The organism is Vibrio sp. Vb0667, assembly GCF_033391095.1.
In genome coordinates this window covers 157554-180987 of the sequence record NZ_JAWPOL010000002.1, presented here as the reverse complement: position 1 = coordinate 180987, position 23434 = coordinate 157554, and the positions used below count along the sequence as shown (strand labels likewise).

Genomic DNA, 23434 nt, shown 5'->3' with positions numbered 1-23434 from the left:
CTATTGTTTCTTTTGTTGTTGAGCTTGCATCGCTTTTTGCTTTGCAACCAAATAAGCTTCGATATGGCGTTGAATAGCGGCTTTACTGCCCTTAATCAGTTTACCATTAAACATACAGTACCAAGAGTTAGGTTGGCCTGTATCGTTTTGAATAGTATAGCCGTTAAAGACCTCTGATTTTGCAACACCAGTTTGCTGCACTCTTTGTCCGAGTGAAGCAAACTCTTTGGGATCAATAATCGATGCGGTGTCACACCACCAATCAATGCTTTTCTTTACCGCCGTCAAACTGCCCTGTAAAACGTGGTTCTTGATTTTAACCTTCCAAACACTGCCATCTGATCCGACTGACTGCAGGTTAAAACCTCTATAATTTGAAATCGCCATACCACTGAGTCATCTGTTTAATGCGTTGATATAATCATAATTGCTACTGAGCAATATTCAAATACGGCTTGAATAATCCTTGCTCTAGAAAACAACTTGTATCATAAAACGCGTCTCGATAACGTTAATCACTTTGCACTGTTTATACAATCTTCCAAGAACTCATGAAATTTGTGCCCGTTGTTTTGAAGCATTTTAGGGAACATTGAGATCGGAGTCATTCCTGGAAATGTGTTTACTTCGTTTAAGTAAATCTCATCATCTTCCGTTAGGAAAAAGTCGATACGAGATAAATGACGGAGATTCATTTGTCTAAATACCGTTTCTGACGCGTGTTGGATGGAATCTAATTGTACTTGAGTTAGATTCTTCGCCTCAACTTCTGTGAGCGAGTGACTTGAACTGCTGTATTTTTCATCGTACGAGTAAAAAGCATCATCAGGCGCGATGACCTCGCCTGGCTTAGTGATATGTAGTTGGCCATTCATCTCATATGCAGCAACTTCAAGTTCTCGAGGTTTTACTGCTTTCTCAACCAACACTTGGTCAGAAAACCCAAAAGCATCATTTACTGCATTAGAAAGCTTGTCTTTTTCTGTGACACTGTAACAGCCAACGGAAGAGCCTTGGCGAGCGGCTTTAACAAAAACTTTTCCCCACTTTTCAAAGGCTTTATGAGCTTGAACGTGAGCTTCTTCATCGTTTCGCGTTAAGAATAAGTATGGCGTATTGGGTATGCCGATAGCGTCGTACCAAAGCTTAGATGTGATTTTATTGAAACTATTGCTACTCGCTTCTGGCCCGCAGCCAAGATAAGGAATACCTGCGATTTCAAACAGAGATTGAATGTCGCCTGTTTCGCCAGGAAAACCATGTATACAAGGCACGATGAAATCAATGGTTTGATTAGATTCACTTGAGCACAACTGCTTGGTATTGAGATCCAAGTAAACCAACTCACCTTGGTTGGTCATCCAACCTTCGTTGTTTATTTCTACGCGTGTAACGTGAACGTCTTCAATAAGATTTAGTTGTTGTTCGACAAAGTTTGCAGACAATAATGAAATCTCGTGCTCAGAAGAGCCACCGCCGCATAGTAAAAGAATATTTTTAATCATGAATCCATCTTTCCGTGACCTACAAAAGATACTATTTATTATGATAAACCTTTGAAGTGTGACGTACAGTAATTTTAATGTGAGGAATGTTGTTCGAATAGGATTTGAGCAAATAAATAAGGGAGCTATTCGCTCCCTTATTTGATGTGTTAATTTAATTTGTTAAGCGTTGGGTAAGCTGAGTTTTTGATTGCATCAATGCTTTTAACAAATGGTCTTAACTGCTGAAATTGAGCTGGCAAAGTCGAAATCGCTTGCTTGGCTTCTGCGCTTGTTGCGTAGTCTCCGTATAAAACTGAGAACCACTTAGTACCGTTTACAACTTTGTAGTTTTCCCAAATTGGCTGACCGTTCTGTGGCAGCTTATTTGCAAACTGATCGACTTTAGCTTGGCTACCCACAGCTGCGACTTGAATGGTATAGCCGAATCGTTGAATGCCAGCTTGCTTTTTACTTGGTGGTACGATCTTAACTGGCTTCGCCTGCTCTTTTGGCGTTAGCTTGACTACTTTCTTCTCTTCAGGCTTTGCCGTCTTTTTCACAACAGTTGGTTGTACGTCTTTTTCTACTACAGCGTTTTCAGACGCCATAATTGGTTTAGAGATACGATCTGATTTGTAGTCCTCTCGGTAACTTTCTGAGGTCACATCCGTGATGTAAGTTTCAGATGCACAAGCAGAAAGCAGAACTGACAAGCCGATGATTGCGATTTTTTTCATGAAGTAACAAATGCTCTGGATAAATATTACGATAAATCATGCCGATAGCAGGGCCGTTTATCAAGCATCAAATACAATAATCTGTGATTTTGATGTGATGAATAACACAAACTCCATAAGCATCGTACACATTTTCTGCAATGTCTGGTCTGAAGATGTTTTATCAGTAAATTATTCGTTTATGATTGATATGAAACCGAGAAGCCAACGTGACTTACAAACGGCCAGGAGTCAGCATGAATAAACTACATAAACTCTTTAAACCCAACTCTGTGGCCGTTATTGGGGCATCTCAAAAAGCATTGCGAGCAGGACATGTTGTGATGCGCAACCTTCTACAAAGTGGATTTGGTGGCGCGATTATGCCAGTAACGCCGCGATATAAAGCCGTATCTGGCGTGATCGCTTACCCTGATGTAGCTTCCCTGCCCTATACGCCAGATATTGCAATTTTGTGTACGAACGTTTCACGTAACGAGCAATTGCTTAAAGAGCTAGATGAGAGAGGCACACCGTTTGCGATTGTTATCTCTGATGACCCTAATCCTTTAGATATCTCATCATTGAACATTCGAGTCTTAGGCCCAAACAGCTTAGGTATCATCCTTCCTTGGCACAATTTTAACTGCACGTTTTCCCCTGTTGCAGCTAAACCCGGAAAAATTGCTTTCATCTCACAATCCGCGGCGGTTTGTACCACGGTTTTAGACTGGGCAAATGATAAGAACATCGGTTTTTCTTCGTTCCTTTCGATTGGGCGCGGACAAGATATCGATTTTGCAGATTTGCTCGACTATTTGAGTATGGATGGAAACACTGAAGCTATTCTGCTTTATGTTGATAATATCCAAGACGCTCGCCGATTTATGTCTGCTGCGCGCGCCGCTTCACGTAACCGACGTATATTGGTGCTAAAAGCGGGCCGCTCTAAAGAGATGAATACTTTCGAGCAGCAAGACGGAGATACACTTGACGTAATTTACGATTCTGCTATTCGCAGAACTGGTATGTTACGAGTCAGCAATACGCATGAGCTTTTTGCCGCGGTAGAAACACTCACGCATTCTGTGCCACTTCGTGGAGAGCGTTTAGCGATCATCACTAATGGCGGCGGCCCTGCTGTTATGTCCGTTGATACTTTGATTGAACGTGGTGGCCAACTCGCAACGCTTGATGACGCTTCCATTGAGCAATTACAAGCAGTACTTCCATCCAACTGGCGTGCTCGAAATCCAATTGATCTGTCTGGTGACGCAACCCAAAAACGCTATATTGATACCATTAACGCACTGATGAATAACGACTGTGCAGATGCGATATTGATTATGCATAGTCCTTCTGCTGTTTCTGATCCTCTTGAAACTGCTCAAGTCGTTATTAATGCCATCAAATCTCACCCTCGGCATAAGCATTTTAATATCTTGACCAACTGGTCAGGAGAACAAACGTCGAGAGAAGCGCGACTGGCCTTTACTCAAGCAGGCATTCCAACCTATAGAACACCTGAAAGTGCGGTTGTAGCATACATGCACTTGGTCGAATACAGACGAAACCAGAAACAACTAATGGAAACGCCAACGACGGCAGAGCCATTACATTCTGGAAGTGTGAGTTCAGCAAAAGAATGGGTAAACGAACGACTACTGGATAAAAACACAGTTACCTTGGATACGCATCAAACCAGCCCATTATTTAAGCTGTTCGGGTTTAACGTTTTGCCTACGTGGATTGCATCTGACGACATTGAAGCCGTTCATATGGCAGAAAATATTGGATATCCTGTTGCGGTTAAATTGCGTTCTCCAGACATTCCTCATAAATCGGATGTTCACGGTGTCGCTCTAAATTTAAGAAACAGTCGAGAAGTTTCCAACGCAGCGCTATCCATTTTAGATACCGTAAAGCTCAGCTACCCTTCCGCCAATGTACATGGGCTGTTGGTACAAGGGATGGCAAAGCTCGGCAGCGCTGAAGAGCTGCGGATTAGTATTGCAGTAGATAAAGTCTTTGGACCAGTGATCTTGCTTGGTCAAGGTGGCTCTGAGTGGAATATCGCCCAAGATGCCGTCGCTGCACTTCCTCCTTTGAACATGACGCTTGCGCGCTACCTTGTCGTTGTTGCCCTAAAGTCTGGAAAGATTCGCCTGCAGAAACACAAAGATGCGCTCGATATTACTGAGTTGTCGAAGTTCTTGGTTCGTATCTCCCAAATGGCAGTTGAGTTACCAGAAATACAAAAGCTGGATATCCATCCAGTACTGGTGTCCGGAAGCGATTTAACTATCCTTGATGCAGATGTCACACTGTGTAAGTACGAAGGAGACGCCCAAAAACGGCTAGCGATTCGCCCTTTCCCGGCAGAGTTTGTCGAAACGGTGACGCTTCGAGATGGCCAACCTATCTTGCTTCGCCCTATCTTGCCTGAGGATGAGCCGCTGCATGCTCAATTCATTAATAGCGTATCGAAAGAAGATCTCTATAAGCGTTTCTTTTCTGAAGTTGGAGAGTTCAACCATGAGGCTTTGGCAAACTTTACTCAAATCGACTACGACCGCGAAATGGCGTTTGTTGCGGTAGCGTTTAATACTGACGGACCGTCTATCATAGGGGTAGCCCGCGCATTGATTACACCAGACAATAGTGACGCTGAGTTTGCTATTTTGGTTCGTTCAGATTTGAAAGGAAAAGGTTTAGGCAAAGTGCTGATGCAGAAAATAATCAGCTATTGCAAAATTAAAGGCACAAAGCAAATGTCTGGAATGACCATGCCAACAAACAGAGGAATGTTGATGTTGGCTCAGAACTTGGGGTTTGAGATCGATGTCCAGTTTGCAGACGGTACGGCAGATATGGTGCTCCCTTTAAATTGAAAAGCGCAGCATTAGCGATGACTTTTACTTCTTACATTCGATAATCAATGGGAATCTAAGAAGTAAAAGTTACGTTGTTACTTTAGTTTCCAATTCTTTTTTAAGTACTGAATACACCAGGATTTTGCCTCACCCATAGTGTTCCGGCGCCATGCCAAAATAATATCCATCGGCTGTTCTTCAGTGCCTTCGATTCGTTTCAATACACCACTATCAATAAGAGGTTGTGCAATTTGGCTTGGTAATGTACCAATGCCTAAACCTGCAGTTAGCGCTTCTACTTTTGCCGTAAAGTTGGTGACGGTCAAGCGAGGCTGTTTTTGAATGATATTAATTGAGAGCGCTGGTTGCTCACGTGCGGTATCTGCAATAGCAATAATCCGATACTTTTCTCGCGCTGCTTCATCAAACTTACCACTACGCTTGTGAACATAGTGATCAGCGGAAGCTACCCAATACATACTCATTTTACCAATTTTTTCTGACTTAACTTCTTGAGGAAGCGTATCCAGTGATGGGCAAATCAGTAAATCAGCTCTCCCCGTATTCAACGACTCCCAGCTACCAGCCAGAATCTCCTCTTGCAGCCTGACTCGAGTTGAGCTGACCTCGGCCAGCGCATCAACCATCGGGAAAAAGTTGGATATAGGAATAATGCCATCGAAGGCAATGGTAATATCCAGTTCCCAGCCATTCGCCAATAACGTTGCATCGTTCACTAACTTTTCACTGGCTTGTAAAATGGCTCTTCCTCTTTCAAGAATAAGCTTACCTGCTTCAGTAAAATGGGCTTTGTGACCAGAGCGATCGAAGATAATAATGTCTAAGTCTTGCTCGAGTTTCTGGATTTGATAGCTCAGCGATGACGGGGCTCTGTCTAACTCATTCGCAGCAGCAGCAAAACTCCCTCTTCGATCAATAGCATCTAGAATATGGAGTGCTTCTAACGTAATTGGACTCTGCACATGGCCTCTCTTAATGTGATATTCATCACATTCGTTGTATTTGGATGAACTTATCAAGAACTAACGACAAATAATATAACATATTGATAACTAAAGACTAGGAATGCTCATAGCCTAAGAAGAAGATTCAATACAAATCAATAAATGACAATGGTAATGATAGTAATTACCATTTAGATCCATTAATATCCGCGTGTTGTTACCTATTATGGATCTAAGGTATTGAAGCCAATGTATAAAAAATCAATTTTGTCAGCCTCCATTTTAGTTGCCCTTTCCCATACTGCTTATGCGGAAGAAGCTTCTAAATTTGAAGAAGTCGTTGTGTCGGCCACCCGTACCAACCAAACCATAAACACTGTTGCTGCTTCTGTTGCTGTTGTATCAGAGAAAGACATCGAAGAAAACATGGTAAAGGACTTGAATGATCTATTCGAGTATACGCCAGGTGTTACTGTTAATGGCACTCAACGCCAAGGCGTCCAAAGTATTAACATTCGCGGGATGGAAGGTAAACGAGTTAAAATCTTAGTAGACGGTGCATCTCAACCAGGTGTATTCAGCGGTGGACCATATTCGTTTATCAATTCTAGTGCCGTTACTGTCGACCCCGATATGCTAAAGAGTGTCGAAATTGTTAAAGGAGCAGCTTCTAGCCTACATGGTAGTGATGCAATTGGCGGTGTTGTCGCATTCGAAACAAAAGATCCGAAGGATTTCCTCAAAGATGGTAAAGACTTTGGTGGTCAAGCTAAACTCTCTTATTCATCGGAAGATAACTCTTTTAGTGAGCATGTAGCTTTAGCAAAGCGTTTCGGTAATACAGAAGCACTTATAGCCTTTACACGCCGTGATGGTGCAGAGCTACAAAATTTCTCTAAGGCGCCTTACGATAACTATTCTGTGGACAACCAAGATTATTACAAAAACGATCTATTGGTAAAACTTCAATCTCAATTGAATGACGCTCATCGCTTGGAGTTCTTGGGAGAAGTTATTTACAACGAGACTGACTCAGAGATCGCACATAAAAGTTACAAAAACTTCAACGCTGAAGACACAACCAAGCAAAATCGCATTGGGCTCAAGCACATTTGGTTTGCAGATGCAGCTATCTCGGATACGATCACGTCCAAGCTTACATGGATTGGTAAAGAAGAAAACGGCGTGTCTAATCGCTTTATCGAAGCCAGCCCAGGTTACCCACCTTACGTACCGCCTAGTGGTGACAACCAACAGAAAAAAGATTACGAATATACTGAAGACAAATTTGAATTCGAAACTCAGTTAGATAAAGAGATTCAAAATCACTATATTGTTTACGGAATATCGTACAAACATAGTGACATCAGTAATACCAATCGCGAGTTTAATTCCGATCCTGGCACGCCAGATACTGTTTACGTATACACACCGGATGCAAAAGAAGAAAGCTTTGGTTTATTCTTGCAAGATGAAATTTCACTTCTTAATGACAAGCTAATTCTGACTCCAGGTGTGCGTTACGATTACTTTTCTACTAATCCTTCAAATACTTCTGAAGAGTCATTCGAGAAGTTTAGCGACTCTGCATTAACTGGTCGTTTAGGAGCAACTTACTCTATATCGCAACCAGGCACGATCTTCGCGCAAGTGAGCCAAGGGTTCCGAGCGCCATCGTTCGACGAGCTTTACTACACCTACGATAATCCGGCTCATGGCTATACCAACCGCCCTAACCCAAATTTGGGATCTGAAAAGAGTTTGTCTTATGAGCTTGGTTACCGTCATAACACTGCAGCGTCGGCAACTGAAGTAGCGTTCTACTACAGTGATTACAGTGACTTTATTGAGCAAACGTCATCAAACAATGGTGGTTTAACTGAATTCACAAATATCAATATTAGTGAAGCAAACATTAAAGGGGTTGAGCTCTCTAACCGTCTTGATTGGCATGCCATTGCTGGTCTTCCATCAGGCGTGACAACTCGCTTTGTTGCAGCATACACAGAAGGTGAAGATGGTGATGGTAATCCTTTGAACAGTGTAAACCCATGGAATGCCGTAGCTGCTGTAAATTACGATTCACCAAATGCACTTTGGGGGACAAGCCTAAAAGTAAACTACACGGCTAAGAAATCGAACAGTGATATCAACTCTGATGGTGATAAAGGCGGAATCAAAGACCAAGTTGCTTTGCCGTCTGCGACAGTCGTTGACTTAACGGCGTACTACAAACCAATGAAAGATATAACCATTCGTGCTGGTGTTATGAATCTAACGAATGAAGAATACCATCTTTGGAACGATGTTCGCGGTAAGACTGAGTTAAGTCGAGACAAAACGCAAGCTGAGCGTAATTATAACATTAGTGTTAAATACGAGTTCTAAACCTTAAAAACACAAAAGCCAGCGTAATGCTGGCTTTTTTTATGGCTTTCATTTCAAAAATGTAAAGAAAAGTATGAAAAATGAAAGTTTACTGTTTTGCCATCTCTTTTTTCACCATTACTGCTGCTGCAATGATGAAAGTGATGATCAGACCGAGTTCCATGAACTACCCCAATAGCTATGAGAAAATTTATAACCCAAATTAAGAGTCGGGCATAGTTTAACAGCTCTATATATACTTGCTACCTTTTAACCAGTAATTTACGATTTTTTCCGATTTGGATCAAAAAAGACGCAATCACGCGCCTTTTTGTTACTATTATGTAAATTAAAGATTAGGCATCTGGATAACCTTGAGGGTTAGTAGACTGCCAGCGCCATGTATCGCCAGTCATTTCTTCTAGAGTGCGAGTTGCTTTCCAACCTAACTCATTCATCGCTTTTGATGGATCCGCCCAACACTCTGCAATATCACCTGGACGACGCTCAACAAGTTGGTATGGGACATCTTTACCACTTGCGGCTTCAAATGCTTTCACCATGTCCAGTACACTGTAGCCGTTACCAGTACCGAGGTTATAGATATGAAGGCCAGCTTTGCTACCTACTTTTTCTAATGCAGCAACGTGACCATCGGATAAGTCCATTACATGAATATAATCACGTACGCCTGTGCCATCTTTGGTCGGATAATCACTACCAAACACAGAAAGGAACTCTCTGCGCCCTACCGCAACTTGAGAAACAAACGGCATTAAGTTGTTGGGAATACCTTGAGGATCTTCACCTAGCTCGCCTGTTGGATGTGAACCTACCGGGTTAAAGTAACGAAGAAGTGTAATGCTCCAGTCAGGGTTCGCGTTTTGGAAGTCGGTTAAACACTCTTCTACCATTAATTTGCTGCGCCCATATGGGTTAGTTGCGCTAGTTGGAAAGTCCTCTGTGATGGGTACAGAAGCAGGATCACCGTATACAGTCGCTGATGAACTAAATACCAACGATTTAACTCCGGCTTCACGCATTGCATCAACCAATACTAAAGTGCCATTAACGTTGTTGTCGTAATACTCTAAAGGTTTTGCTACAGACTCACCGACGGCCTTTAAACCTGCAAAATGGATAACAGCTTCAATATTGTGCGACTTTAGTGCTTCTACCATCGCCAATTTATCTCTGATATCGGCTTTAATGAAGGTTGGCTTTACACCACATACCTTTTCAATTCGATCTAATACCGTAGATTTACTGTTGTACAGGTTGTCTAGAATCACTGGCGTCATGCCAGCTTCGATCATTTGAATACACGTATGACTACCGATATAGCCCATACCACCCGTAACGAGTACTTTCATTTTATTATTCCTTCTGACGCGAATTGAGTTAGTTTAAAGCTTTGACGTTACGATTTAAACTGTCTCTTGTAATTCGCATCCCATTAATATTGCTTGGCCTTTCCCGGCTTTCTTTGCTTGATACATTGCCGTATCCGCACTTTTTAAAACTCGAGTAGCATCGCGCTCATTTACGCCGACTAATTTTACGCCGATACTAACGCCAACTTTGAGTAAGTGACCTTTGTACTCAATTGGAGCACATATGCTCTCGAGCAACTGTTCTGCTATTCGGGTGACCACTTTTTGATTGGCGGGATTAACCAACATGACAAATTCATCACCAGAAAGTCTTGCGATTAAATCACTATGTCTCGTCGCAGATGTTAGACGCTCGGAAACTTTTTTCAAAACTTCATCACCTGCATCATGACCGTAGGTATCGTTAACTTCTTTAAATCCATCCAGATCGAGGTACAAAACTGCAAATTCGTCACGCAAGTATCCAGAGCGTTGTACTAGTTGTTCCAACTCTAAATGGAACTTAGATCGATTGGCTAACCCCGTTAAAGCATCGTGATGAGCTAAATGCTCTAATCGTTCCATCTCTTTTGCGCCGGAAAGGTCGGTAAGAACAATAACCAGATCATAGAAACCATAGTCTTCACACTTAACGATACGATTGACTCGAGCAAACATCGGTACAAACTGACCAATATGGTTCTTCTCGATAACTTCACCTTGCCAAACGCCATAATTTTCTATCGACTCGATGATACTAGGCATCATTTCCTGTAACTTGCGCCACTTTAGCGTTTGGATGAATGACTTCCCAATAAGCTGATCCACCTCTAAGCCGACTAACTTAGTGACGGCAGGGTTTGCCATCGTAATGACACCGCGATGATTAAGAACAATGAGACCATCTTGGCTGCTTTCAAAAACACGTCCCGCAACACGTTGCCGGTTTATGGCTTCTTCAATTTCGGTGATATCTTGAATCGAAAACAGTAAGTATTCATGTGTCGAGAGGCGACGACTGGTTAGGCTCAACTGCTGTTCATTATCTGCATTTTTGAGGTGAATATCATCGCACTCTAGGCCTCGACTCAGGATCTGACTCAGCTCATTCGGTGTTTTAGTTTTAATTAGATCACGAATATTGGCATATTTAAGTTCATCTAATTTTTTTTGAAATATTTGCTGGGTCGCCGTATTACAATGAATAACACGTCCGGAATTGTCTGTAATAACTAATGCATGCTGAACAGATTCGATAACCTCTTCTGAAAATGCGCGCTTTTGTTCTAGTGTGTCTAGCGAATGTTGCCGCTGCTTCTCACGTACTGTTAACCTATTCATCATTTGATTGAAAGAGCTCGCGAGGTCTCCAATTTCATCCTTGGCGTAATAGCGAGCTTGATTTTCCGTGTTTCGTCCGTGTGTCACATTCTCTATTACGCGGTTGAGTTCCATCACGGGCTTGAGAACAAGCCTCTCGATACTTATGTAAAAAACAGTGCCACCAGCGATCAGAAACAGAAGAAGTAAAGCGCCATCTTGAAGTAAAGATTGTATGGCTTCTACAATTGGGCGATGAGAAAGCGTAACTCTCATGCTACCAATGACATAGCCATCATGGATAATCGGCTCTAGAACATAAAGAAATTTGGTTGATAAGGCATACCCTAGAGCGTGCAACCTACTTCTTTCGGTTTGACTTGGAACGGGTGCCAGTGCCCCACTTATCTCCATAACAGCGAATGGTTGGTCATCTTGGTCATAAAGTTTGACCCGCGTTACATTTGGCTGGTTTAAAAAGTTGGCGAGAATAGTTTGAGCTTTTTGCTTGTCCTTTGTCGTCAGCGCATCTTTAATTGAGAAAGAAACGTTGTTAATCAACTTTCTTGTCTGCTCGACCAGTTCATGCTTAGACGATTGGTATACAGTATACGAGGTGTAACCTTTTGAGATAACAAAGATAGCCGTTAAAAAGACCAGAAGAGGCCAAATAAGCTTCGCTCGTAATGACATATATATTCCTGTCGCAGACAACCACAAAAATGACAGAAGAACCATTATGCAATCTATCACCCATGAAGGGCGACAAGATTAACACGATGCTAATGCAAAATAACCTTAAATTCTCAAAAATTGGATGGAAAAGAAACGAAATACCTCAAAATTCGGATCAACTCAAATAACGGCAACATCTTTATGGACTAACGTGATCTTTTTCGTCACCTATCTGCTCAAAAAGCCTCGTTTTCATGATAGAAGAATGAAGTGAGTCACTGAACCTAGATGCATTTTCCTGCATCGTAAACCCATTGCTTGTGTAGAAATAAAACGTATGACATTGAATAAACAGCAACTTACATTGAACTGTGATATGGGCGAGAGCTTTGGCTCTTGGAGTATGGGCGCAGATGAAGACGTGATGCCCCATGTTGATATGGCGAACATCGCGTGTGGTTTTCATGCCTCCGACCCTAATGTCATGCACGACACCATCACCCTAGCGAATGACAACGATGTTGATATTGGCGCACACCCAGGTTACGCCGACCTACAAGGCTTTGGCAGACGAAGCATAAGCATGACGGGTGATGAAATTACGAACATGGTTATATATCAGGTTGGTGCTTTACAAGCATTATGCCGGGCGCAATACACAGACATCAGTTACATAAAGCCTCATGGTGCTCTATACAACGACATGATGAAAAGTGATGCGATATTTAGAGCGGTAGTAAAGGCGGCAGCACTGTTCAAAGTACCGTTAATGATCCTAGCTTCACAGGAAAACGAAAAATACTTAGAAATCGCAGACGATTATGATGTTCCCTTGCTATTTGAAGCATTTGCAGATCGTTTATACCAAGATGACGGCTTACTGACTCCTAGAACACAGCCCAATGCCGTGTTAAAAAGCGAGCACGCGATACTTGAGCAAGTCCGGACCTTAGCTGACTCTGGGCGTGTCAAAACCGCTTCAGGCGGTTACATATTATTGGAAGCCGATACAATTTGTGTTCATGGTGACAATGAAGAGTCGATCGCGCTGATCCAAAAGATCCGCCAAAGCCTATACGCTGGAGGAAATTAATGCATAAAGAGAAATTTAATATCTCTTTGATCTCCGAGTGCAGTATTTTCATTAAGTTTGATGAGAGTATTTCTGAAAATGCAGTCGGAGAGCTTGCTCGCAGCATAAGAGAAACTTTCGCTTCAATTGTTATGAACGTTGTCCCCTCCTATCAAACTATTCTCATTGATTACTTACCTTTTCGAATCAACGAAAAGAACTTAGTCAATGAGCTGCAACAAATCGTGAGCCAGTTTGATACTCAATCACTTAAGCTTTCCCAGCCGAATCACATTACTATCCCTGTATATTACTCTGAAGAAACCGCGTTAGATCTATCTCGTTTTAAAAAGCGAGGTCTGTCATTAGACGATCTTATTACCCTGCATACGAAAACCGAGTACGCGGTTTCTGCAATTGGCTTTGCTCCAGGCTTTGCATTTCTCTCTGACGTTGATACTCAATTGCACATGGCAAGGCTTGCCACACCAAGAACTCACGTGCCGGCCGGAAGTGTCGGAATCGCAGACTCTAAAACGGCCGTCTATCCATCAGATAGTCCTGGCGGATGGAACATTATTGGTAAAAGCCCGCTTGCGCTCTTCTCCGACTCTCCTCCTTTTATACCGTTTGAAGTGGGTGACAAGGTCACCTTTAATGCTATTTCAAAACAAGAGTTTATCGATTTAGGAGGCGTACTATGAGTTACGGTGGATTACTGGTGGAAAAGCCAGGACCGCTCTCTTTAGTTCAAGACTTTGGTCGTTTTGGCTTGGCGCATGTCGGTGTGACTCAAGGTGGCCCGGTCGACGACTATGCTTACAGTTGGGCCAACCATTTGCTTGGTAACGTAGTCAATTGCGTTGCGATTGAAATTACTTTGGGTAACGCTTGTTTTATTGCCTTGCATAACTGCCACCTTGCTATATGTGGCGGTGATTTAAATGCAAAAATAGATGGTGAACCTATTTCAAATTGGTCTGACTTTACGTTGAAAAAAGGACAGAAGCTTCAGTTCGGAGTCGCAAGGAATGGACTTCGCTCCTACCTAGCGGTTAAAGGTGGATTCAATGTTGCTCAGCACTTAGGAAGCGCATCGACCGTCTTGCGAGAATCTCTAGGTGGTTATGATTCAAATGGTGGCGCTTTGAAAGCTGGCGATATTCTTCCCTTTGTCCCTCATAACTTACCGAAACGTAAACCAAGGCAAATGACGTTTCGCTTTAAGCCAGATTACAACTTACCCATTAAGCTGAGAGTGATTGAAGGCTATCAGAACGAGGACTTTGATGAAGACGCTCGCCAAGCATTTTACAACAAAGCATTCATCATCTCCCCCAATTCGAATCGCATGGGCTACCGTCTTGAGGGCAATAACATTCGTCCACCTTACGAAGGCGTCCTATCAGAGGGAATTGCATTAGGTTCAATTCAAGTACCTAGCGATGGTAACCCTATTGTGCTGCTCAACGATCACCAGACTATTGGCGGGTATCCTAAATTTGGCTGCGTAGCCCGTATTGACTTACCTAGACTGGCACAGGCGAAGCCCGGACAAAAAGTCAATTTTGTGAAAGGAGATAGGCTAGGCTTGCAAGAAGTATGGTGCCAATGGGCTCAGTTTTTTGGGTATTAATACAACCACTGAGCCCAAACACAGCCGATTATGCAGGCATACCATAACGCACTGCTAAAGCTTGTGGATAGCCTCGCTCTTGAGTGAGTTTAATCGCGTACTGCTCGACCTCTTGTTCAGACCACTTTACAGCGACCGGATGCTGTGTTTCCACATTTTGGTTAGGATCGATGTCAAACCAGAATTGAAGCATTTTTTGCGCTGCGAGTAGTGTCGATGACGCTTTTACCACCTCTATTCTCGCGTAGTGGTTATCTTCAAAAGTCACATCTGCCGCTCTGAGTACTGGGTCTGTTCCGGGAATTTGCTGAGCGCCAAACAATGCTTTTCCTCCTTTTACAGCAGAGTGATAGTCGGGAATAAACTGCGCCATGTGTTTGATGGCGTTGTTCGTTCGCTCTTCTAACACTTCTTCTCTCCAGCCGTAACGGATCTTCGAGAGTAAAGGCATAGGCAGTTCAGGTTGAGCAGATGAGTTCGTGCTCTCCACTAAACCATCTTCAAACAGCGTGATTCCTTTTGTCATACCATGAAGTTGAAAGTAACCATCGCCATAAGGCGTCAATTGAGCCATTCCTTTATCGGTTCCACGCGGGCCATGAAAAATAACTTCTGGCCATTGTTGTTGACAGTCTGCCCACCTCGTAACGTAAGCGGCTTTAAACTCCACCAACCTGTCTCGCTTGGCACCAACTGTGTTGTCAATTGAGCCTGTTTCAAAGCCACACGCGTTAACCAAGTAGTCGCATGTCATCAGGTAATCGATACCTTCACGTTCATAGCCAAGTTGCCAGTGTTCCCCCATCCAATCGGCTTGCTTAAACGTTGCTTGTGTGAAGACCGAAGCATTAGGAAGCGTATCTAGTGTTAAGTTGGCAATTGCGGCGAGGCGAAAAACACTCCAACCATATTCTTGAACTGCGACAACCGGATACTTTAGCGCTTCAAGATCAGCATGTTGAGCAAAAGGAATGCACCACTCATCGAAGTTTGTAGGATGACTTGGTTGAGTACGTTGCGCGAGAGCTTCTAGCTCCGCTTTTGAATACAGTTTGTAGTATTCGCTTGGCTCGCCGAGCACTTTATTACTCTCATCTTTATCAACGAGCGTCTGATAAGCACTTTTCACAACCTCTAATCGCGGAATTAGTGTGGATGGGTCTCCACCATCGGAATGAGGAACCGCGATGATTGTCGGACGAATATTCAGTGAAAGCGGATACAGGCGAACAGTATCAATAGATTGTGCTAACAAGTCTAAGCATTGTTGCTCGGAAATCTCTCGATATAAATTACCACCAGCATGCAAATGACAAATGGGTGGACCATTTACTAGTGATACGCCCTTCTCTATTACGGAAACTTTAAAACCCAGCTCCGCAAAATGAATTGCTGCTGTTGCACCTGCTACACCGCCACCAACAACAGCGATATGCTTATCTTTATAACTTGGAAACTCAGACTTCATTGCTTCACTAAAAATTTTATAAGGAAAATTCTTTACTAACGGTGGATTCTACTCGTGTTTGGACTTGATTAAAATCACAAAAAGTTCATGGGTTTGCGAAATATCCAACAGCGCCTGTAAAGTGCATTAAAGTAGAAAAAATTTGCGAAAAAGTACTTGACGACATGGTTAAGAAGACACTTTTTTGTGTCTATGTGAATAATAATTTCACTGTAAGACCCATGGCGCAAAGCCTGCAGAAACACCCCACTTTTTACACCATTTAGTTATCCCAAAAGTTATCCACTGTTTTTGTGGATAACTAAAATAAAAGTGTCATGGAGTGTTCCAAATTTGATAACACTCGCTGCGATTAAGTGTTTACTGGCGTTAACAATCTTTTCAACAAACTCATCACTACAAGTGCCAACGTAACAAATGTTGCAAGCGGTAAAGCTATCCACAATTCGGGGTGAATTTGTGCATTGAGATCGAACCCATATGTCATGACTGCGGCCACACAAATTTCCGCAGCGAATACCGCAACACCACTAGCAATCAACGCCATAATTCCGTACTCGGCCCACAGGGTTGTGTTGATCCGTTTCTTACTTGAACCTAATGTGCGATACAAACGAATCTCTTGTTGACGTTGGGACAAGCTTAACCTCAGTAGAGTAAAGATGAGCAGCAGACCAGCAACAACGCCTAAAAGAGCAAGGATGGTGACTGCTGATACGATTTGCTGAATCAAAGCCTGAATTTTCTCGCCCATAGTTCGGATATCTAAAACAGAGACCGTTGGGTGAGCACGTGACATTGACGTCAACAACGCTTCATTTCCTTCTTCAATCCTATAACTGATGAGGTAAGAACCAGGTAAATTAGCCATCACGTCAGATGAGAAAATAAAATAAAAGTTAGGCTTCATGTCACGCCATTCGACATAACGGATGGTATCTACTACTGCATCGTAATTCTGACTGTTTATTACAAAGCGCGCCGTATCACCGAGTTTGATGCCTAAGTCATTTGCTACATCCGCTTCTACAGATACACTCCCTTTGTTTGTCCATTCACCCGAAAGCACATCATTATATTCTGGTAGGCTATCTCCCCATGTCAGGTTTAGCTCTCGACGTATCGCGTCAGAACCTTCTCCTTCGTACTCAATCTCTTTGACGTTTTGACCGTTGATCTCTGTTAGTCGTCCACGAATTATTGGATAAGCTTGTGACCGCGTAACTCCATTTTTGTCTAGGGTTTCTAGGTAGTTATCGAGTTCATAATCACCAATATTCAAAGCGAACACATTTGGCGCGTCTGCAGGTAAGGTTCTCTCCCAATCAGCGAGAATATCGCTGCGCACAAGCCAAATGATAGACAGCAACATCAAAGATAATGCCAAAGCACCAAACTGTAGGCCGCTGGTTACTGGCGTCCGGTTGATACGACTCAACGCAAGCTTCATTGCAGGATGGGTTGACACACGTGCAAACAGCTTTGTGAGTGTGACGCTAACTGCTGCGAGTACCACAAACAGTACCGCTATACCAGTGAGCACGATCCAAACTAAGGTGTTATCTGCATACAGTAAAAGCAGTGGAACAACGGGAACTAGAACAAGTAACATTCGCTTCCAAGAACGTTGCGCTTTACCCTGCTGTAGCACTTCTAACGCGGGAGTTTTAATCAAGCCTAACAATGGTATACCGAGAGCAGGCACCGTAATCAAGACTGCTGAGATAAATGCCACCAAAAATGGTGTGACACCGTAACCAGGAAGTGGCTCGGGTAATAAATCTTTGAGTGGAATGCGTAATAAATATTCCAGCCCGCTCCCTAACAATAGACCGACGACACTGGCACTAATGAGAAGGATTGTGACTTGAATAAATAACCACTTTTCAATCCATCGGCGGCTCGCACCAAGACTTTTCAACATCGCGATAGTTTGTGTCCGGCTGTTCACGTAATTTTGACACGTAAGAACCAATGTTGTCGCCGCCATAATGATGACAATTGCTACTGTCAACGACAGATACTGCGTCGTGCGTTCAAAAACCTCATTACTACGACTGGCAGTATCTTGCGTGCGCCAGCGATCGCTCGGAGAAAGCTGCGTATCATCTTGTAAGCTCTTTAGTGTTTTATCATCGGCTTGTAAAAATAGGCGGTATTGAACTCGACTCCCAACTTGAATTGCTCCTGTTTTATCTACGTCACTTTGATGAATGTATGCAGAAGGCATTTGCTGAAATGGATTAAAGCTCAAGCCTGGTTCCATCAATACTGCGCCTGATACAGTAAACTCGGCATCGCCTATCGTGACGCTGTCACCTGAATTTACGTTTAGTTGAGTCATAATCCGCTCATCAAGCCAGAGTTGGTTCTCTTTAACGCGACCGGCCGGATTATTTTCAAGAACGAGCTCTCCCATTAAAGGGTAATTATCATCCACCGCCCTTACAGAAATAAGCTGCATACCATTATCGCTAAATGCCATAGTGGCAAATCGCGTCATCATCGAACGTTCAAGGCTTTCAGTCGAGGCTAACAACGTGTCCGGAATGGGATTAGCAGACACAAACACCGCATCTGCCGTTAATGCGTCCTTCCCCTGCTTGACGATCACCTGCTCCATTCGTTCTGCTAATGCAGAAAGCGCAAAGATACTCGCAATCACGAGAATAAGAGCAACGCTAATAGGCCAAAGATTCCCCTGCCTTATTTCGCCGAAACTCCAGCGTATCAAACTTTTATTCGACGAGTGCTGTGTTGTACTGTTTTGCTCTGTGGATGTTGCTTCACTTGATGATACTGCAGACATTATATCTCCTCCTTAAGCTCACCCGCCTCCATACGATAGATACGGTCACATCGGCTTGCTAGATGACCATCGTGTGTTACTAAAATCAGAGTTGTCCCGTGCTGTTCATTAAGATCGAATAGCAGCTCAATCACTTTGTCTGCGGTTTGATGGTCAAGATTGCCGGTAGGCTCGTCTGCGAACAACAGCTCAGGCTGTGTCATAAATGCACGCGCTAGCGCAACTCGCTGTTGTTCACCACCAGATAACTGGCTTGGTAAATGGTCGACACGTTTTTCCAATCCAACAGCAGCTAATAATTCCGCTGCTCTTGCTTCATCTTCGGCTTCACCACGTAAAAGACAAGGAAGCGTGACATTACGTAATGCACTCAAACTCGGGATTAATAGGAAACTTTGGAAAACGAAACCTAAAGAGTCAGCCCGAATTTTCGCACGTGCTTCATCGTCCAGTTTTGATAATTCATGACCTAATAAAGTAATTTCGCCTGATGTCGGCGTATCAAGACCAGCTAGCAACGTCATCAATGTTGACTTACCTGCACCGGAAGTTCCGACGATGGCGATTTTTTCTCCTTTTCGGATGTCAACATTTACGTCTTTGAGGATTGTTAATTGTTCTTGATTAGTAGAGACTTGTTTAGAAACCAAATTGGCTTGAACAATAGGTGCATTAAGTACAGGTGTTTGCATGATTCGTATACTTTCCTTAGTTCTATTTTTTTGTTTTTCCGCTACTGCACATGCGAGCGAAAAACTACTTGTCTTGGGTGATAGCTTGAGTGCAGGCTATCAGATGCCGATCGAAGAGAGTTGGCCTAGCTTACTCCCTGATGCGTTGTCAGAACATGGTCAAGATGTAACAGTTATTAATGCCAGCATTTCTGGCGATACCACTGGCAATGGCTTAGCACGGTTACCTCAGTTGCTAACTCAGCATAGCCCTGACATGGTACTTATTGAGTTAGGTGCCAACGATGGCCTAAGAGGTTTCCCTCCTAAACTTATTACGTCGAATCTTTCAAAAATGATTACCATGATAAAAGATTCTGGTGCGGACGTTGTCATGATGCAAATTCGGGTTCCGCCTAATTATGGTAAGCGCTATAGCGATATGTTTTACGATATCTACCCTAAGCTTGCACAGCATCAACAAGTTGCCTTGATGCCATTCTTCTTAGAGCATGTTGTCACCAAACCAGAATGGATGATGGATGATGGCCTTCACCCAAAACCAGATGCACAACCTTGGATCGCTGATTTCGTTGCTCAAGAATTAATTAAACATCTCTAATTTTAATGGTCTAGCTCAATAAGTTTTACGTAACTTTACGTTAATCTATTTTCAATTCCACTCATCGAGGATAGATAACAACATGCGAATAGAACCGTTAATTCAAGGTGTTGTTGCTCGCTCTGCGCACCCCAAAGGGTGTCATGCATCTATTAAAGAGCAAATTGAATACGTAAAGCACGCCCCACAGATCAAAAAAGGCCCAAAACGGGTTTTGATTATTGGTGCCTCCTCTGGTTTCGGCCTAGCGGCACGAATAGCCCTAACGTTCGGTGGCGCTAACGCCGATACCATTGGCGTCTCATTTGAGCGTGGCCCTTCAGAGAAAGGGGTTGGGAGTGCGGGTTGGTATAACAACGTCTTTTTTAAGCAAGAAGCAAATCAAGCCGGGCGTACCGCAATAAATATTGTTGGCGATGCATTCTCTGGTTCGGTGCGCAATCAAGTGATTGAAGCCATTGAAACGTACTTTGAGGGTGAAGTTGACTTAGTCATCTATAGCTTGGCAACCGGTGTTCGACCTAAACCTGAATCTGATGAGTTTTGGCGCAGTGTCATTAAACCTATTGGTGAACCTGTCACTGGCGCTTCTATCATGCTGGAGAACGATAAGTGGATAGAAACCACCTTAACGCCTGCAACAGAAGAGGAAGCCAATGCCACCATTAAAGTAATGGGCGGCGAAGACTGGGAAAGCTGGATTGACACACTCATCAATAACGACTCTATCGCAAACGGCTGCAAAACCATCGCCTTTTCTTACATGGGCCCTGACATCACGCACCCAATTTATCTCGATGGTACGTTAGGTCGAGCGAAAATCGATTTACACCAAACCAGTCATTCATTAAACCTCAAACTCGCCAACTTTGACGGCGGTGCTTACGCAACCGTGTGTAAGGCGTTGGTGACGAAAGCCAGTGTATTCATCCCTGCGCTAAGTCCCTACCTGTTAGCGCTTTATCGAGTGATGAAGGAAAAAGGTACTCACGAACGCTGTATTGAACAAATGCAGCGACTGTTTACTACGAAGTTATACGATCAAGAGAAAGTGCCAGTTGACGGCGAACGCTTGATTCGAATAGATGACTTGGAACTTGAACCGCAAGTTCAACAAGAAGTCCACGCTCTTTTAGAACAGATGAATGCTGAAAACTTTAAAGAGATTGGTGATTACCAAGGTTTTAAAGATGAGTTTATGAAGCTCAATGGCTTTAACTTTGAATATGTCGACTATTCGCAAGACATTTCTATTGAATCGTTAATGTCGCTTAAGCCTTGATGCTTGTTACCTGTTTCAAGGATGAGATATGTGACAACTATTCCTAGTCCTGAACACTTTTCAGGACTTTTTTTTGTTTCGAGCCCTAGCCACCCTATACTTAATTAAAAAGCGAGAACAAAATAGAGCAGTCTGCATTTTTAATTCACAGGAAGTGAAACCACGTAAAGGATGACCTATATGGGGAGATTGCAAACATTAGACTACGAAATCCCTGAGTCTATGCGAAGAAGTTGGCAGGAAATCGTCAACTTACTGGCTCAAATAACACACGTACCCACCACATTAATTATGCGTATCCATCCGGATCGCATAGAAGTAAATACATCTAGCGAAACTCTAGGTAATCCTTATCGTACTGGCGATGCAGAGCTGCTTGGTAACGGTTTGTATTGCGAGCAAGTTATAGAACAGAAAGGCGAGCTTGTAATCCCCAATGCGCTTGAAGATGAAGAATGGCAAAATAACCCAGACATCAAACTAGGCATGATTTCTTATTGCGGCTTACCGCTATTCTGGCCAAATGGGGAAACATTTGGAACAATCTGTATGCTTGACTCTGAGAGAAACGAGTACAACGATAGTTACCGTCAGTTGCTTGAAACTTTCAAAGATTCAATCGAAGCACAGCTTTCAGTTGTGTACCAACAACATAAACTTCAGCGACTTAACACCGAGCTAAAGAGTCGAATTGAAAATCGTACCACGGATTTAGCCCAGTTAAGTTACTCCTTAACACAAGAAATTGATCGCCGTAAAGCCGCGGAAAAACAAGTGAGCTACCAAAAAACACATGATCAGGGAACTGGGTTTCTAAATCGCTCTGCACTTGAGAACATTGTCCAATACACCTTACAGTCCCTTGATAGTGATCAGCAATCGCTTGTGGTCATCAACATTGGTTTTAGTAACGCTCGCAGTATTCAGACCAGGCACGGGTTCGAGGTCTTTGACAACATTTTAAAAGAATTTCACTCCAGATTAACCAGACACGGTGCTAGCGGATTTATCACTGGTAGACCAAGTTCGAATGACATGGTTTTATTGATTTGGGGAGAGGATATTGAAGCTCGGTTAAATCAACTATTAGATGATATCACTAAAATTAGCGTAGATGGATTTGTCTTCAACAAAACAGAAATACATTTGCACACGTATATCGGTATAGTTCAAGCTTACAAAGATTGCAGCAATGCTAAGCGTATCCTTCAACATGCATGTTACGCGATGCTTCTATGTAAAGAATCCGGCGAACCTTTTAGTTATTTTAGAGAAAATCATTCGGCGGATCTCAATAGTCACAATGAACTGGAAAGTTACCTTTTACAAGCAGTGCGTAACGACGATTTAGTGTTGTACTTTCAACCTCAAGTAGACTCCAAAACACGTAAATGGATTGGCGCAGAAGCCTTGCTTCGCTGGAGACATCCAATACTTGGCGACGTTTCCAACGAAGCATTGATACATATGGCCGAACAAAACGGGCTTATCTTTGAAGTTGGCTCTTTTGTTCTGCGTACCGCGATAGACAAAGCGAAACAATGGTCTGAGTTAATCGATAACTTCAAAATTGCCGTCAACGTTTCTCCCATTCAATTACAAAACGTAAATTTTGCAGAACAAGTGCAACACCTACTCGACACTTTCCATTTGCCAGCACACTTTCTCGAACTCGAAGTAACCGAGAGCGCTCTAATTGCCGATGAAATAGTAGCACGCACAACGTTAAATAAGTTGCACAAACTAGGTGTGACATTGTCACTTGATGATTTTGGTACAGGATATGCCTCGTTCAGCTATTTAAAGAAATATCCATTTGATGCCATCAAAATTGATAAAAGCTTCGTCCAGCAAATGGAAAAGTCGGACGATGATCGCGCGATAATTTGTTCTATCATACACATTGCGAAAAAACTGGAACTCCAAGTCGTGATCGAAGGCATTGAATCTCCCCAACAAGAGCAGTTTCTCATTGGTGAGGGCTGTGATATCGGACAAGGTTTTCTTTATGGTAAACCTATGCCTTGTAATGAATTTGAGCAAAGTTTGTTTAATCAGCGCCTTTCTGGCGGGCAATACGCCTACTCTTCCTAAGCAT

The 23434-nt window shown here is 43.0% G+C and carries 17 protein-coding genes; 8 read left to right on the top strand and 9 right to left on the bottom strand.

Annotation, left to right across the window (positions count from 1 at the left end; all coding sequences use genetic code 11):
- The 3 genes from R8269_RS03420 to R8269_RS03410 all read right to left on the bottom strand — a co-directional run bounded on the left by R8269_RS03420 (nt 1) and on the right by R8269_RS03410 (nt 2224).
- On the bottom strand, nt 1-387 hold the full coding sequence (locus R8269_RS03420; RefSeq protein ID WP_005376294.1) for a DUF3319 domain-containing protein: 387 nt from the start codon (nt 385-387) through the stop codon (nt 1-3).
- 128 nt (nt 388-515) lie between these two features.
- Nucleotides 516-1505: a D-alanine--D-alanine ligase gene (locus tag R8269_RS03415; protein WP_213901213.1), complete on the bottom strand. Its 990-nt coding sequence runs from the start codon at nt 1503-1505 to the stop codon at nt 516-518.
- 149 nt (nt 1506-1654) lie between these two features.
- Nucleotides 1655-2224 (bottom strand): SPOR domain-containing protein, encoded by a 570-nt coding sequence (locus tag R8269_RS03410; protein WP_005376298.1) that lies wholly within the window; start codon nt 2222-2224, stop codon nt 1655-1657.
- 236 nt (nt 2225-2460) lie between these two features.
- Here R8269_RS03410 and R8269_RS03405 point away from each other — a divergent pair, with 236 nt between their 5' ends.
- Nucleotides 2461-5094 carry a bifunctional acetate--CoA ligase family protein/GNAT family N-acetyltransferase gene (locus R8269_RS03405; protein ID WP_005376300.1) on the top strand — a complete coding sequence of 878 codons (2634 nt, stop codon included), beginning with the start codon at nt 2461-2463 and terminating at the stop codon, nt 5092-5094.
- A 77-nt stretch (nt 5095-5171) separates the two neighbouring features.
- Here R8269_RS03405 and R8269_RS03400 read toward each other — a convergent pair whose 3' ends face one another.
- Nucleotides 5172-6059, bottom strand: coding sequence for a LysR family transcriptional regulator (locus tag R8269_RS03400; RefSeq protein WP_017634152.1), 888 nt, complete (start codon nt 6057-6059; stop codon nt 5172-5174).
- A gap of 231 nt (nt 6060-6290) precedes the next feature.
- On the opposite strand from R8269_RS03400, the gene R8269_RS03395 reads away from it, so the two are divergent.
- Complete coding sequence (locus R8269_RS03395; RefSeq protein ID WP_005376305.1) at nt 6291-8429, top strand: TonB-dependent hemoglobin/transferrin/lactoferrin family receptor; 2139 nt, start codon at nt 6291-6293, stop codon at nt 8427-8429.
- A 335-nt stretch (nt 8430-8764) separates the two neighbouring features.
- Here R8269_RS03395 and galE read toward each other — a convergent pair whose 3' ends face one another.
- Nucleotides 8765-9781 carry a UDP-glucose 4-epimerase GalE gene (galE, locus tag R8269_RS03390; RefSeq protein WP_005376309.1) on the bottom strand — a complete coding sequence of 339 codons (1017 nt, stop codon included), beginning with the start codon at nt 9779-9781 and terminating at the stop codon, nt 8765-8767.
- 54 nt (nt 9782-9835) lie between these two features.
- Entirely contained in the window at nt 9836-11794 is a 1959-nt protein-coding gene (locus R8269_RS03385; RefSeq protein ID WP_064376836.1) for a diguanylate cyclase domain-containing protein, read from the bottom strand.
- A gap of 319 nt (nt 11795-12113) precedes the next feature.
- Here R8269_RS03385 and R8269_RS03380 point away from each other — a divergent pair, with 319 nt between their 5' ends.
- From R8269_RS03380 to R8269_RS03370, 3 genes are read left to right on the top strand one after another with little or no spacing between them, the layout of a single operon-like run.
- Nucleotides 12114-12869 (top strand): 5-oxoprolinase subunit PxpA, encoded by a 756-nt coding sequence (locus R8269_RS03380; protein ID WP_005386314.1) that lies wholly within the window; start codon nt 12114-12116, stop codon nt 12867-12869.
- Nucleotides 12869-13552: a 5-oxoprolinase subunit B family protein gene (locus R8269_RS03375; protein WP_064354778.1), complete on the top strand. Its 684-nt coding sequence runs from the start codon at nt 12869-12871 to the stop codon at nt 13550-13552. The genes R8269_RS03380 and R8269_RS03375 overlap by 1 nt, the downstream gene beginning before the upstream one ends.
- On the top strand, nt 13549-14484 hold the full coding sequence (locus tag R8269_RS03370; protein ID WP_005376316.1) for a biotin-dependent carboxyltransferase family protein: 936 nt from the start codon (nt 13549-13551) through the stop codon (nt 14482-14484). The genes R8269_RS03375 and R8269_RS03370 overlap by 4 nt, the downstream gene beginning before the upstream one ends.
- A 28-nt stretch (nt 14485-14512) precedes the next feature.
- On the opposite strand, the gene R8269_RS03365 is transcribed toward R8269_RS03370, so the two are convergent.
- The 3 genes from R8269_RS03365 to R8269_RS03355 all read right to left on the bottom strand — a co-directional run bounded on the left by R8269_RS03365 (nt 14513) and on the right by R8269_RS03355 (nt 19453).
- Entirely contained in the window at nt 14513-15952 is a 1440-nt protein-coding gene (locus tag R8269_RS03365; protein WP_033907074.1) for an FAD-dependent oxidoreductase, read from the bottom strand.
- Nucleotides 15953-16304: 352 nt separating this feature from the next.
- Nucleotides 16305-18761, bottom strand: coding sequence for an ABC transporter permease (locus R8269_RS03360; protein WP_258476995.1), 2457 nt, complete (start codon nt 18759-18761; stop codon nt 16305-16307).
- A complete protein-coding gene (locus R8269_RS03355) occupies nt 18761-19453 on the bottom strand; it encodes an ABC transporter ATP-binding protein (protein ID WP_005376323.1) in 693 nt (230 codons plus the stop codon). Before R8269_RS03355 ends, R8269_RS03360 begins: the two co-directional genes overlap by 1 nt.
- Between R8269_RS03355 and tesA the strand changes: the two genes are divergently transcribed.
- The 3 genes from tesA to R8269_RS03340 all read left to right on the top strand — a co-directional run bounded on the left by tesA (nt 19452) and on the right by R8269_RS03340 (nt 23430).
- Nucleotides 19452-20054: a multifunctional acyl-CoA thioesterase I/protease I/lysophospholipase L1 gene (gene tesA, locus R8269_RS03350; RefSeq protein WP_005376324.1), complete on the top strand. Its 603-nt coding sequence runs from the start codon at nt 19452-19454 to the stop codon at nt 20052-20054. The genes R8269_RS03355 and tesA overlap by 2 nt on opposite strands.
- An 82-nt stretch (nt 20055-20136) precedes the next feature.
- On the top strand, nt 20137-21336 hold the full coding sequence (gene fabV, locus R8269_RS03345; RefSeq protein ID WP_005376325.1) for an enoyl-ACP reductase FabV: 1200 nt from the start codon (nt 20137-20139) through the stop codon (nt 21334-21336).
- Between the two features lie 180 nt (nt 21337-21516).
- Nucleotides 21517-23430, top strand: a complete 1914-nt coding sequence (locus R8269_RS03340) for a sensor domain-containing phosphodiesterase (protein WP_005376326.1) — start codon at nt 21517-21519, stop codon at nt 23428-23430.
- Nucleotides 23431-23434: the final 4 nt, after the last annotated feature.